Raw genomic sequence first — 13,553 nt, 5'->3', positions numbered from 1 at the left:
CTTTTGTAAAACATATATAATAGAACAAAGAGGTGAAAAACATGTCAATCGAATCGCTATGGAGCAGTCGCTTCCAACAACATATTCAAAATATCATTACATACTTTGCACGTATGATTAACGGTTTACTATATAGCTTTATCTTTATTTCATGCGTTGGTGCATATTATTATGCTCAGTTTCTAAAAGCATCTCCTTCTAAAGGAATATCTTTAATAATTATAACGATTGTACTTACGTTCATTATAACGAGATGCCCTATCCGTACATTTATTCAAAAACCTGATGCTGTCTATTTGCTTGCATTAGAAGAGAAACTAACATCCTATTTCAAAAAATCTCTTCTATACAATTACATCATGCAGCTTTTCCCATTGTTATTTACGTTCCTTATTCTCGTTCCACTTGCTATGCAATCATTACAATTAACTGTACCTTTTTTATGTACAATCTTTATCGTGTTAATGATTACGAAAGCCTGGAACATGTACATACATTGGATGTGGCGTGATAGTCACGAAAAAAATATATGGCTGATCATTCGTATTACTTGTAACGCCCTAATCATTTACATGCTGTTTTATTCCGCAAATGTTCTCATATTGGGCGGACTACTCTTACTACTTGCTTTCCTACTTCTATATACGAAAAAACAGCCTACAAAACGAATACCGTGGGATTACATAATCGAGCAAGAAGAAAAAATGAACGTTCGTTTTTATCAATTTGCTAGCATTTTCACCGATGTTCCGCAACTGAATAAACAAGTAAATAAAAGAAAATGGCTTACAAATTGGATTGAACCTTTATTACATAAAAAACGAGCAACTTTCTTCTACTTACATACACTAGCATTTTTACGTGGAAATGATTATTTCGGTATATATATTCGCTTAGGATTGATCGGTGCTTTCGCCTTATATTTCATACCAAATATATACGTAAAAGGTGCTATCACTTACATCGTTCTATATATGATCTCTATGCAGCTTCGTTCACTATGGAAATATTTTTCGGGAAATATTATTGCAGCATTATATCCAATCCATACTGAAGAAAGAATGAAACAATTTCTTAGCTTAATCTTTATATTGCTAAGTATTCAACTCATTGTATTTTCGAGTGTTATACTCATTGCTACAGGTCAATTTTTACATAGCCTTATCATTATGATTGTCGGGTTACTCTGGATCAAATTTATTATTGTACCAAAAACGAAGCAACGCGTTTCTTCGTTTTAACGAAAAGAAATATCTTAAACGCCAAGGAGAAAATAAATTATCCTTGGCTTTTTTATTTTGCTTCCTCAAACAAGAATCACTGAAACAACCGATATTTTATGATTTTTACATACAAAAACGATAATACATGTTTACGACCTAATAAAAAGGGTATCTATTAATTAACAGAGTAAAGGAGGGGCCTATATTGTGAATAAAAAAACGGAACAATTGAAGCATCACGTTACTGACAATCAATGCAAACATGCTTTAACAACAAATCAAGGGGTAAAAATAGCTGAAGATGAATTTTCTTTAAAGATGGGCTTAAGAGGCCCAACCTTAATGGAGGATTTTCACTTTCGTGAGAAAATGACCCATTTTGATCACGAACGAATTCCCGAAAGGATTGTTCATGCACGCGGGGTTGGCGCTCATGGTTATTTTCAGCTTTATGAATCTTTAGAAACATATACGAAAGCAGATTTTCTTACTAATCCTTCAAAGAAAACACCTGTATTTGTACGGTTCTCAACCGTTCAAGGTTCTAAAGGATCCAACGACACAGTAAGAGATGTACGCGGATTCGCCACAAAATTTTATACAGATGAAGGAAACTATGATTTAGTGGGTAATAATATGCCAGTATTCTTTATCCAAGATGCTATTAAATTTCCTGATTTTGTCCATGCAGTTAAACCAGAACCACATAATGATATTCCTCAAGGAGCTAGCGCTCATGATACCTTTTGGGACTTTGTTGCGCATAATCCTGAGTCCACTCATATGGTCATGTGGCAAATGAGCGACCGAGCTATTCCGCGTAGTTTACGAATGATGGAAGGTTTTGGAGTTCACACATTTCGACTCATTAACGCAGAAGGAAAAGCCCATTTCGTAAAGTTTCACTGGAAACCTACCCTCGGGGTTCATTCATTAGTATGGGATGAAGCTCAAAAGATTGCCGGGAAAAATCCTGATTTTCATCGTCAAGATTTATACGAAGCAATTGAAAAAGGGGATTATCCTGAATGGGAGCTTGGATTACAGCTAATTCCAGAAGAAGATGAACATAAATTTGATTTTGATATTTTAGATCCAACGAAATTATGGCCAGAAGAAGAAGTTCCCGTAAAATTAGTTGGTAAAATGACACTGAACAAAAATGTTGATAACTTCTTTGCTGAAACAGAGCAGGTAGCTTTTCACCCTGGTCATGTCGTACCAGGTATTGATTTTTCAAATGACCCTCTTCTGCAAGGAAGATTATTCTCCTATACAGATACACAATTATCTCGTTTAGGGGGCCCTAATTTCCATCAAATTCCTATTAATCAGCCTGTATGTCCTTTTCATAATAATCAACGTGATGGTATGCATCAAATGCAGATTCATCGCGGTCAAACAAGCTATCATCCTAATGGATTAAATAACAATCAACCTGCAACCGTCCAAGCCGAACAAGGAGGATATGAACATTATCAAGAAAAGATTGATGGGCATAAAATTAGAGGTCGCAGTAAAAGCTTTCTTAACTTTTATTCTCAGGCTAAACTTTTCTACAATAGTATGAGCCCTATTGAAAAGCAGCACATAAAAGAAGCTTTTTGCTTTGAAGTTGGGAAGTGTAAATCAGACATGGTGAAGGCAAATGTAATTGCTCTCTTAAACCACGTCGATCGTCAATTAGCACAAGAAGTCGCTAACATTATTGGAGCTCCTTTACCTAAGGAAAATCACGAAGTAAATTCAGATGCAAAATCACCTGCACTAAGTATGTCCAATACTATTTTTAAATCTGATTCCAAAAATGTTGCAATTCTATTAAGTGGTGACCCAAGCGTCTCACTTCTGTCCGAATGGATTCAAGCTTTTGTACAACACCGAATTAACTATAGTATCATAGATAATAAAATTTATCAGTTCAATGATTCCATTAAAGTAACTGATACTTATACAACAACAGACTCCTCCCTTTTTGATGCAGTATTAGTGTTTAGTAGTGAGTCTGTCATTCAACCCCCTGTTTTAGAATTTGCAGAAACTACTTTTAAACATTTTAAACCGATAGCTCATGTCCTTAGTAATCCTCATGCTTTGGACCATAGTAAGATTAAACTGGATGGAGCAGGAGTTTACAACTTAACAAATACTTCAATTGAATCATTTATAGAAGGCATTGCCCAAGGAAGATTCTGGAGCCGATAATATAATATAAGGAGCGGATTAGAATGAGTAAAAAAATTGCTATTTTAATAACGGATTATTTCGAGGATACAGAATACACAGAGCCAGTAGAAGCTTTTAAACAAAAGGGATATGAATTCACAACTATTGAAATGGAAAAAGGGAAAACGGTACACGGTAAGCAAGGAAAAAGTGAAGTCGTGATTGATAAAAGTATTGATGATGTTTCTCCAGAGAACTTTGATGCCCTCTTCATACCGGGTGGATTTTCTCCAGATATACTTCGTGCCGATGAACGTTTTGTTCGCTTTAGTAAAGCATTTATGGATGCGGAAAAACCTGTTTTCGCTATTTGTCACGGACCTCAGCTACTCATCACTGCACAAACACTTGAAGGACGCGATGTAACTGGATATAAATCTATTGAAGTCGATTTAAAAAATGCCGGCGGGAACTTTCATGACAAAGAGGTTGTCGTATGTCAAAATCAGCTAGTAACAAGTAGACAGCCAGAGGACATCCCAGCGTTTATTGAAGAATCGTTGCGTATATTAGGATAACTACTTTGATTAACTAACCTCCTTGTATTTACATGAAAATAATTAATTAGCCCTCACCAACTGGTCGTTTACAGGAAAACCGACCACCACAAATAGCAAGATAAATAAAAAGAGGGGAATCCAAAAGTTCAGTTTTAATAATCTTTTGGATTCCCCTCTTTTCTCGCCCAAAAATTCCTTATCACTTTTCATAGGCAGTTCTCATATAGTGAAAATGACTATATAATTCCTATCCATAAGTTAAATAATGATTTCGCACATATATAAATTCAAAAGATGGGAGCCTTATTTATGAATAACAATCCACCTTCAACGCCCCCAAATCCAACGGAAACGAATAATAATGAAGTGAGCTTACAAACGTTACGCATCATTGGGCTTATTGTACTGATTAGTGGCTACATATTAGTAGCGCTTTCTGAAGTAGGCACATTAAAAAATCTTTTACTACAGCCTAGTACTACTCCAAATTTAGCTGAAGTTGATCCGTTCTAAAAATTATATAAAAAGCGAGTCCCAGTATAACTGGTTCGCTTTTATATAGTTTCATCCAATTTGAGAAACATTTCTCTCATCCTCATACTGCTCTTTCCCTATCGCCTTCATAAATAATAAAATACTGCTCATACCAAGGATAAAGTACAGAGCACTCATACCCCAAGATGCAATAAATGAACCTAGCATAACACCTAATGCCCCGTTCATTTTTGCCACTTGAAAGACCATTCCGTTAATCGCCATATAAGAACCTCTTGCCTCATTTGGCACCATATCTGCCATAATAGATTGACGCACTGGCACATACATCATCTCGCCTACTGTTTGGAAAAGCCCTGCAATTAATAAAATCCATAAGCTATTGCTCGTTCCGAGTATTGTAAATCCAATCGTGTAAATAAATAAGCCTACATATAAGATTTTTAAATCGTTGAAGCTTTTCAGCATTTTAATAAGAAGTGCTGAACATAACACAACTAAAATTGTATTCTCTGCAGAAATCCAGCTCAGCATGCGAATACCTGTTAAATCAAACGTAAAACCATTCCCGAATAAAAAGTGCACCGTTTCAAATTCCTTCTGCAAACGTACCCCTAAATAATTATTAATTTGAAACTCTAACGATAATGTACATATACTCGCTGCACAAAAAATTAAAAATGCTTTATCTTTCATCACGACTTTATAACTATCTGCCATATCTTTTAATACATTTTTCTTCTCCATCGTTTTTCGTGCTACATACACTTCTTCCATATACACAGCCATCACATATAAAGTCATAATGGCAACAAGCGTTAATACGATAAACAATTGTAGTCTATAGTTTTCAAATAGTAATCCTCCAAATATCGCTCCAATCGCAATCGATAAATTAATAGCCCAGTAATTAATGCTGTACATCACTTTTCGATTTTCAGGTGTACTCACATCAATTAACATCGCTTCTGTCGCAGGATTCATAAGTCCCGATCCTAAACTATTCACTAACATAAACACAAATGTTAACCACGGTGAGTCAACGTAATCCGAATTCGCAACTCCCATACAAGCAATGGAAATGACTTGTATACTTTGACCGATAATCATAACCTTTTTACGCCCAAGCCGGTCTCCAACATATCCACCGTATAAACCAATTACTAATGAAGCTATGACATTAATAAGTAGTAACGCACCAGCAATCGCACTACCTAACTTTATGGAAAAATAAATCGCCATAAATGGAAAAATCATCGTAGACACAGTACGTGTTAAAAACGATGTTATAATTCTAATTTTTATATTTCGATGCATACTCCAAAATCCCATTGTTTCCCCTCCTTATGCTTACTTATTTTACTTTGAAAAAAAGGAAGAAAAAGGTTAGAATATTCTAAAGAGTTTCCCCTTTTATGATAGAAGGAAGTGTATATATGAAAATTATGGACTATTACATTAGACTAAGACTACATGCACAAGATCAACAACATATGCGAAATAGCTTACAAGAATTAGCGGATGTTTTATATTGCAGTACGAAAAACGTAAAGATTTTATTAAAGAAAATGAGCGAGGAGCAATTAATTAGCTGGACTCCAGGGCGAGGCCGCGGAAATAAAACGGAAATTCTATTTATACATAATTTCGTAGAAGCGATTGAGTCCTATACAGATGAACTGTTAGCACAAGAAAAATTAAAAGATATCTTTCTTCTTTTAAAAGAACCCCTACCCCTTGCACTTCAAAAAAAGATAGAAAATAAACTACATCATCATTTTGGATACGAACCTTCAAATGATATGTACGACGTATTAAAGATTCCTATATCGAGAAAGATATTCCCATTAGATCCGGCTTTTGTGGCTGTAACTACAGAGAGTCATCTTACGAGTCAAATTTTTGATACGTTAGTTGTCTATAACGATGTTACTGAAAAAATGGAGCCTCACATTGCGCATACATGGGAATTAAGTGAAGATGGACTTACGTGGACCTTTTATTTACGAAAAGATATATATTTTCACAATGAATCAATTTTAACTTCTAAAGATGTACAGTTTTCATTTGAAAGACTAAAGCAAGTTCAATCCCCTTTCGAATGGTTAACAGAAGAAATTGTTCAAATTGAAACACCATCACCACTGCAAATTCGATTCCATTTAGCAAAACCAAATTTATTTTTCTTACACTATGTAAGTTCAATGCAGCTCGCAATTTTACCGCGTGATACGAGTATTCAAAATCATCATTATATAGGTACTGGACCTTTCAAACTTGCTCATTACTCTGAAGATAATATCATACTCGAAGCGTTCACCCATTATTTTAAAGAGCGCGCGTTATTAGACCGTATTGAATTTTGGGGTATTCCTGACCATGTGCAAATAGATGCTGATTATGAACTACCAAACGAAGAGGAAAATGAAAGGCATGATATACAAATAGAAGAAATAGGTTGTATTTATGCTAGCTTCAACTTTAAAAAACCTGGTCCTCATCACGACATTTACTTTCGAAAAGCTTGGAGAGAACTATATGATGTTGAAATGATACTTCGTAACATAGAGGGTAGACGGACAATTGCTGCATCAAGCTTTTTCCCTGATAGAAGCCGCCTTGCAACAAGAAGATCCTACTCTTTAGAAAAGGCAAAAGAGTATTTGAAAAAGAGTACATATAATGGAGAAACGATACATATTTACTTCTTCGCATTTAAAGATAGTGCAAATGATGCATATTTCTTAAAAGAACGATGTGAAAGTTTAGGTATACAAGTAGAGCTTCACCCATTTCCCGTTTCAGATTATATGAATCGCTCTATTGATAAACATGCTGATATTATTTTCATGGGAGAAGTCTTTGCTGCCAATCATGAAATTGCATTCTTAAATGTATTTAAAAATAAAAGTTGCTTCGTAAATCGGTTCATGGACCCGCACTACGAAAAACAAATTAACTGTTTACTAGATACATTTTTACTAGAAGAAAATAAAGAAAAGCGTTATGAACTCATGTATGAGATTGAAGAGTTTTTACAAGCAGAACACATCATTTTATTTAACTATCACGTTCTAAAAAGAAAAACATACCCTTCTTCTTTAAAAAATGTAACAATTGATTCATTTGGTTGGGCAAATTTTGCAAAGTTATGGATACAGCCATCCATGTCTTAAAATATGAGTCATTATAAAAGGAGAGAAACCATGAAACGCACCCTAGAAAAAAGACTTTCCTATCTATACACAGGTGAATTATTTTCAGTCATTACTTTTATTTTCACAAGTTACTTACTTAATTATGTTTATCCTACTTTACATTTATATTCCCTATATTCTTTTTGGATCTCATTTCTTCTTTTAGAGTTTATCTTATTACAAGGAGTAATTTACTGGTACGCAAAGTGGAAACGACTAAAAAAAGAGAAAACATCTGTTACGCCCATTAGGATGATTCAATATTTAAAAATACTTAAAAAGATAAATATAGCATTCATTATCACGGGATTTATTACGTTTACTATTGATTTTGTAATTTGGTATCCCTACTTACCTTTAGGCGGGCTATCATTTACTCTATTTATTTATATGTTTGCATTACTTGAGTACATTAACTATTATCATACTCAGCTTTCATACGATAACATCTCTGATATGAAACATTTAATCAAATCAAAAAAACTAAAGCAGTCCTGTATAAGTAAAGATTTTAAACGTATTTCGTGAAAGAGAAGGTACTACATCCTTAGCAGTACCTTCTTCACATACTATTATTTAATTACTCCATCTAAGTGATCTTTCAATTTCCCTAAATACTTCTCTATATCCGGATTCTTCACCACATCATAACAAGCAAAACTCTTTAACGGACTCATACCGAGAAACTTTTGCACGCGATGTAAATGACTAAGCGCTGATTCTAAACTTTCTCCTTCAAAGAACTTTGTCTTATCTCCAAATGCTTTTTCAGGTGCATTCCAAGTTGTAGAGAACATATACTCTTTCTCTTTTAATAAACCACCTGTTCCATATTCATCTGCACCTTTAAAGAACAAACCGTATTCATATACTTCATCCATATACGTTTTAAATAAGCCTGGAACACTAAACCAGTAAATTGGTGTTTGATAAATCACAACATCAGCCCATAAAAACTTATCTTGTTCTTCTTTAATATTGTAACCATCTTGAATCGTTGTTGTTTTCACATGATGATTCTCGTCTAATACAGTAACCATATAATCTACTAACGTTTTATTTAATCGTCCTTCCTTTGTACCGTATTTTTCATGTCCATTTATAATAAATATATTTTTCATCGTTTTTCTCTCCCCTATATGATCTACTCTTCAGCTATTAAGCCGAGTTGCTGCTGTAGTGTAAGATTATCTTCTAAATGCCAATCTTCTGTTATCTTTCCGTCTTTCACATGTAAAATATCAATTGCAAAAAAATTAATTTTCTTACCATTATGCGTTCCTGTAAAAGAAAGACGGGCTGTTACTTTATCACCAACAACTAATAAGTCTTCAATCTCACAATGTATATCAGGCACAACTTTACGAAAATTTTGCGCTGCAAACTTTAATCCTTCAATGCCTTGTGGTCGCCCTTTCGGCAATGTATTATCGAAGAAATCTTTAGTAACAGTCTGCGGAATAAGTTCCTCCTTACCTGTATCCCAAAATGCATAAAAACGCTGCGCCGCATGAACCATTTCTGTCGCTTCTTTTTTACTTAGTGAGGGATCAATTGTCATTGCTTTTGGCTTTGGCATTTCTTTTAATAACTGAACTTCAGTTTTTTGTTCCACACCACATGCTACAAGCACAATACAAATAACAAACAAACTAAGAAATCCAAATAACTTTTTTATCCCCATGGAAATCACCACCTCCTTATATAAATCCTTTTTGTTTCGTATTGCTATTGTATATGCACTAACTTCCTTTATGGAAGTAGTGATATTTTTTTCATATAGTTACCAAAAGTGTAGTTTTGTGATACTATAAAGCAAATTCATCCAAAAAAAATTTTATGGAGGCTAGTTCCATGAACGATATAAATCCAGTTGAATTAACGAAAGGTTTACCGGGCATACCTTGTCCTATCGCTAAAACGCTTGATGTAATTAGTACAAAATGGACGTTTTTAATCATTCGTGATCTTCTTATCGAAGGAACATTACGCTTTAGTGATTTACAAAAATCAATGGATGGTATTAGTCCAAAAACATTATCGCTTCGACTAAAAGAATTAGAGTCTCAAGGCATTATAACGAGAAAAGTATATCCAGAAGTTCCGCCTCGTGTAGAGTACACATTAACGGATAAAGGAAAGCAATTAGAGGGGATTTTTATTGAATTAAAACGGTTTGGGTTAAGTTTATAAAATGAAACTTTAATCAGGATAAAACAAAAACCCCTTACCGTCGTAAGGGGTTTTATTACTTCGCAAAACTTTCAGCCAACTGTTTCTCTCTCCACATAAATGTAATGCCGAGACCAACTATTAAAACAACGCCTGAAAATGCATATGGATAATGAATATTCATATCAAATAATATTCCGCCCATCGCTGGTCCTGCGATATTTCCTAAACTCGTATAAGTCGAGTTCATACCAGCGACGAATCCTTGCTCTTTTCCGGCTGCTTTTGATAAAAATGTCGTTAAAGCTGGACGAAGTAAATCAAATGCTAAGAAAATGAAGCAAGTAACGAGAAGTACAATCCAATAATTAAAGACTACAGTTGAGACGAATGCTAATACTGCACCTACAATTAAACATATTTGAATTAACACTTTCTCACCGAACATGTCTACCAATTTGCCAAACATAAATACTTGCACAACTACCCCAAAGATTGAACTAATTGTAATAATTGCTGCGATATCTTTCGGCGAGAAGCCAAATTTATGATCAGAGAACAAGCTAAACACTGTTTCATACGCTGATAATCCGAATGCGAGTACAAATACGATAATAAATGCAATTGCATACATTGGATGTAATGATTTCTTTAAATCACCAATAAAACTTGATTCCTTCGTATTAGAAGAAATCTCTGCAAGTTCTTCTTTCGTTAACGGTTCTTTTAAAATAAAGATCGAAATCACACATGCTATAAAAGCAATTACTGCTGCAACGAAAAACGGCACACGTATACCGTATTCTGCAATAAATCCGCCGATTCCAGGACCTATAATGAATCCAGTACTAATAGCCGCAGATAAGTATCCCATCGCCTTTGGACGTTCCTGAATAGATGTAATATCCGCAACATACGCCGTAACACCAGGCATAATAAAAGCAGCACTAATTCCGCCTAATACCCTTGCTACATAAAGCATCCATACATCTTTTCCTAATCCAAAAAGAAGCTCTGAAACACCAAAAATAAATAATCCAATGATTATCATTTTCTTTCTACCGTAAAGATCAACCCACCGGCCTGTAATAGGTGAAGTAATGAGCTGTGCCATTGCAAACACTGCAACGAGATATCCCATCGTCTTCCCTGTTAAATGCATATCATTCATAAAGGACGGCATAACCGGAATGATTAATCCAATCCCTAAAAAAGCGATAAATATATTACTCAAAAGAATGACCAATACCATCTTTTGTTCTTTTATCGGTTTCTTCACTTTTTAACACCTCTTCCCGTAAGTTCCTCTCAAAAAATAATGCCCAAGAAGCTTTTTCTTTATCCTTCTATTTGTGGGCTAGTCATGAGTAGAGATGCCCCCCTACTCGTTAGAATTTCACACTATCCTTCCACACATACATACGCATTAGATGAATGACTATCATTCAGTTTTCCTCAAAAATGAACCTACCTTTTCAGACAGGTTCATCTCACTATTTCTTTATATGTAGTGCATGTGTTAAAAAATCTAGTACTTCTGCCTTTTGCAAATCGACTTGCTCATCATCTTTATGATCATATAAATACACTTGTTCCGCTGCTGATTCAACTAGAGCGATAAATAACTTCGCTGTTCGCTCTGCGTGAACCGAATCACGAATTTCACCAGCTTCTTTTGCCTCATTTAAAAATTCACTTAGCCACATATAAAGGGGCTCATACACAGCTTCCCATTCTTTTATATGTTCTGTAGATGCAAGACCAGCATACATTAAAGCCTGTATTTCACGATATTCAGCTATAAAGTGAAACACCGCATCTATTACTTGCGTCACTTTACTTAAGAAAGGCGCATCGTTTTGCACTTTTTCTTTCACTGCAAGTATCATCTTTTCAACCATCACTTCTGCTATTGCAGGCATAACAGATAACTTAGAAGGAAAATATAAATAGAAAGTTCCTTGCGCAATGCCAGCTAATTTCACGATATCAGAAATCTTCGTTTTTTCGACGCCCTTTTCCTGAAACACTTCAATAGCTGCATAGACAATTTTCTCTTTTTTATTCATCATCTAAACCCTTTCACACGCATATTGAATGACTGTCACTCATTTTATAAGATAATCGATTGTACTGTCAATGATAGTGAACTCTAAGAGGAAATCATTTTTTTATAATAAAATCTCCTAATAAACAATTAGGAGATAAAAATACAATATATCTTTAAGAAAGTGCCTTTAATCCTGTCACTCCACATACAATAAGAAACACACTAATGATACGCGCTTTACTTTTCGACTCACCAAACAAGAACATGTTTAACAAAACTGCACCTGCTGTTCCGATACCAATCCAAACCGCATACGCGACACTTACTTGTAAAAATAAGAAGGAAGTATACAAAAATGCGAAGGATGTAGCAAACCCACCTATATAAATCGCACCATTGGCTAATGTCTTATCTTTACTATACATTTTAAGTCCTATCACACCGACTATTTCACTAATTGCAGCACAAAATACGAAAAACCAACCCATTTTTAAGCAACTCCTTCCACAGTTTCTTCTTTATTGTCAGCTAACTTTAAACCGATAACGCCGGCTACTACCATAAGAATGAAGAATAGTTTGCCTGCGCTGAAACTTCCACCGAAAAGAAATACATCCATTAAGAAAGTACCTACCGTACCAGCTCCAGCGAAAATAGCATATACAGTTCCTGTTGCAAGATGTTCACACGCTTTAGAAAGGAAGTGAAAATCAACAGCAATAACTCCTAAAATAATAATCCAATGCCACCAAGTATCGGCCGTATTAAAACCAAACACCCAAAAAATTTCAAAGATACATGTTAATATGACATATAACCAAGCTCTATTTTTCATACCTCTCACCCTTCATGACTGACTATCAGTCATTTTTATTTTAAAAAAATATACTCTTTCATCAATACTATATAAAAACAACTATCATCCTCATTTACCATTGTATTTGTTCCATTTCTAAGCTAACTGCATCCTGTCACACGAAAATGACTGAATGTCATTCATATATATTGTACATGAACATTTTAAAAATTGTCAATGCCGAAAGTTTATTTAAAATTTCTTTCATCCTATTTGTATATTTCCTAATAATCTGTCAATAATGCTAGTAACATAATATTTTCTCCACTCCCCCTTGGAGAGATCCCTTGAATGGAGCAGTTAGCTTTTGCTAGCTGCTCTTTTTTATTTATCCATACACTATGATGAAATACTCATAGATCAAATCCATTTTTCATCACATAACAACCATCTATTTATTTTCCAATGAGCCTTTGTATGCACGAATTTTATTCTCAAGCATCTTCTCTGTAACCTCTAAGTTTTCTCTTTGAATCTGAATAGATTTCCTATGATCTTCTAGGAGCTGTAAACGAGCTTCTGTTGTATGCGCCCCTTCTGTATATAATCTAGCGTATTCTCTTATTTTCGCTATTGGCATTTGCGTTTGTTTTAATTTCATTACAAACTGCAACCACTTTATATGTGACTCTTCGTAAAGTCGATTTCCATTTGTATCACGATTTGCAATCAATATATTTTCCTTTTCATAATAACGTAGTGTATGTGTGCTCAATCCTAATAATTTTGCTACCTCACTAATTGTATACATACTAAACTCCCTCCACATGCTTATCCTTATATATTTTATGAACGTATCAAATTTATAAAAAACATTTGACTTAGAGTATACTC

At 34.5% G+C, this 13,553-nt stretch carries 16 protein-coding genes; 7 read left to right on the top strand and 9 right to left on the bottom strand.

Features of this window, described 5'->3' with window-relative positions; all coding sequences use genetic code 11:
* Positions 1 to 41: 41 nt before the first annotated feature.
* The 3 genes from N2V80_RS04365 to N2V80_RS04355 all read left to right on the top strand — a co-directional run bounded on the left by N2V80_RS04365 (position 42) and on the right by N2V80_RS04355 (position 3,967).
* Positions 42 to 1,241: an ABC transporter permease gene (locus N2V80_RS04365; protein ID WP_000021370.1), complete on the top strand. Its 1,200-nt coding sequence runs from the start codon at positions 42 to 44 to the stop codon at positions 1,239 to 1,241.
* A gap of 189 nt (positions 1,242 to 1,430) precedes the next feature.
* Positions 1,431 to 3,428 carry a catalase gene (locus N2V80_RS04360; protein ID WP_061654728.1) on the top strand — a complete coding sequence of 666 codons (1,998 nt, stop codon included), beginning with the start codon at positions 1,431 to 1,433 and terminating at the stop codon, positions 3,426 to 3,428.
* Between the two features lie 23 nt (positions 3,429 to 3,451).
* Positions 3,452 to 3,967, top strand: coding sequence for a type 1 glutamine amidotransferase domain-containing protein (locus N2V80_RS04355; RefSeq protein WP_000037532.1), 516 nt, complete (start codon positions 3,452 to 3,454; stop codon positions 3,965 to 3,967).
* Between the two features lie 42 nt (positions 3,968 to 4,009).
* Here the strand turns inward: N2V80_RS04355 and N2V80_RS04350 are convergent, their stop codons facing one another.
* Positions 4,010 to 4,159, bottom strand: a complete 150-nt coding sequence (locus N2V80_RS04350) for a hypothetical protein (protein ID WP_168369332.1) — start codon at positions 4,157 to 4,159, stop codon at positions 4,010 to 4,012.
* Between the two features lie 99 nt (positions 4,160 to 4,258).
* On the opposite strand from N2V80_RS04350, the gene N2V80_RS04345 reads away from it, so the two are divergent.
* Positions 4,259 to 4,462: a hypothetical protein gene (locus N2V80_RS04345; RefSeq protein ID WP_001063862.1), complete on the top strand. Its 204-nt coding sequence runs from the start codon at positions 4,259 to 4,261 to the stop codon at positions 4,460 to 4,462.
* A 51-nt stretch (positions 4,463 to 4,513) separates the two neighbouring features.
* Here N2V80_RS04345 and N2V80_RS04340 read toward each other — a convergent pair whose 3' ends face one another.
* Positions 4,514 to 5,776 (bottom strand): MDR family MFS transporter, encoded by a 1,263-nt coding sequence (locus tag N2V80_RS04340; protein ID WP_061654729.1) that lies wholly within the window; start codon positions 5,774 to 5,776, stop codon positions 4,514 to 4,516.
* A gap of 83 nt (positions 5,777 to 5,859) precedes the next feature.
* Between N2V80_RS04340 and N2V80_RS04335 the strand changes: the two genes are divergently transcribed.
* Positions 5,860 to 7,620 (top strand): SgrR family transcriptional regulator, encoded by a 1,761-nt coding sequence (locus N2V80_RS04335; RefSeq protein WP_141530122.1) that lies wholly within the window; start codon positions 5,860 to 5,862, stop codon positions 7,618 to 7,620.
* Positions 7,621 to 7,650: 30 nt separating this feature from the next.
* On the top strand, positions 7,651 to 8,169 hold the full coding sequence (locus tag N2V80_RS04330) for a hypothetical protein (protein WP_061654730.1): 519 nt from the start codon (positions 7,651 to 7,653) through the stop codon (positions 8,167 to 8,169).
* A 44-nt stretch (positions 8,170 to 8,213) separates the two neighbouring features.
* Here N2V80_RS04330 and N2V80_RS04325 read toward each other — a convergent pair whose 3' ends face one another.
* A complete protein-coding gene (locus N2V80_RS04325; RefSeq protein WP_061654731.1) occupies positions 8,214 to 8,762 on the bottom strand; it encodes an NAD(P)H-dependent oxidoreductase in 549 nt (182 codons plus the stop codon).
* 23 nt (positions 8,763 to 8,785) lie between these two features.
* Positions 8,786 to 9,325, bottom strand: coding sequence for an ester cyclase (locus N2V80_RS04320; RefSeq protein WP_000511560.1), 540 nt, complete (start codon positions 9,323 to 9,325; stop codon positions 8,786 to 8,788).
* Positions 9,326 to 9,495: 170 nt separating this feature from the next.
* Between N2V80_RS04320 and N2V80_RS04315 the strand changes: the two genes are divergently transcribed.
* Positions 9,496 to 9,834 carry a winged helix-turn-helix transcriptional regulator gene (locus tag N2V80_RS04315; protein WP_000997917.1) on the top strand — a complete coding sequence of 113 codons (339 nt, stop codon included), beginning with the start codon at positions 9,496 to 9,498 and terminating at the stop codon, positions 9,832 to 9,834.
* 55 nt (positions 9,835 to 9,889) lie between these two features.
* Here the strand turns inward: N2V80_RS04315 and N2V80_RS04310 are convergent, their stop codons facing one another.
* From N2V80_RS04310 to N2V80_RS04290, 5 genes are all read right to left on the bottom strand, one after another.
* Entirely contained in the window at positions 9,890 to 11,092 is a 1,203-nt protein-coding gene (locus N2V80_RS04310) for an MFS transporter (protein ID WP_000742956.1), read from the bottom strand.
* Between the two features lie 214 nt (positions 11,093 to 11,306).
* A complete protein-coding gene (locus N2V80_RS04305; RefSeq protein ID WP_002196232.1) occupies positions 11,307 to 11,885 on the bottom strand; it encodes a TetR family transcriptional regulator in 579 nt (192 codons plus the stop codon).
* A gap of 151 nt (positions 11,886 to 12,036) precedes the next feature.
* On the bottom strand, positions 12,037 to 12,351 hold the full coding sequence (locus N2V80_RS04300; RefSeq protein ID WP_000539671.1) for a DMT family transporter: 315 nt from the start codon (positions 12,349 to 12,351) through the stop codon (positions 12,037 to 12,039).
* 2 nt (positions 12,352 to 12,353) lie between these two features.
* Entirely contained in the window at positions 12,354 to 12,698 is a 345-nt protein-coding gene (locus tag N2V80_RS04295) for a DMT family transporter (protein ID WP_000796011.1), read from the bottom strand.
* A 412-nt stretch (positions 12,699 to 13,110) separates the two neighbouring features.
* The gene (locus N2V80_RS04290; RefSeq protein WP_000288059.1) at positions 13,111 to 13,470 is read right to left on the bottom strand and encodes a MerR family transcriptional regulator; all 360 of its coding nucleotides are present in this window, start codon (positions 13,468 to 13,470) and stop codon (positions 13,111 to 13,113) included.
* Positions 13,471 to 13,553 lie beyond the last annotated feature (83 nt).

This window comes from Bacillus sp. FSL W8-0640, assembly GCF_038007725.1.
Lineage (GTDB): Bacteria > Bacillota > Bacilli > Bacillales > Bacillaceae_G > Bacillus_A > Bacillus_A cereus.
The sequence above is the reverse complement of the archived record's forward strand: the minus strand, read 5'-3'. Positions and strand labels throughout refer to the sequence as shown.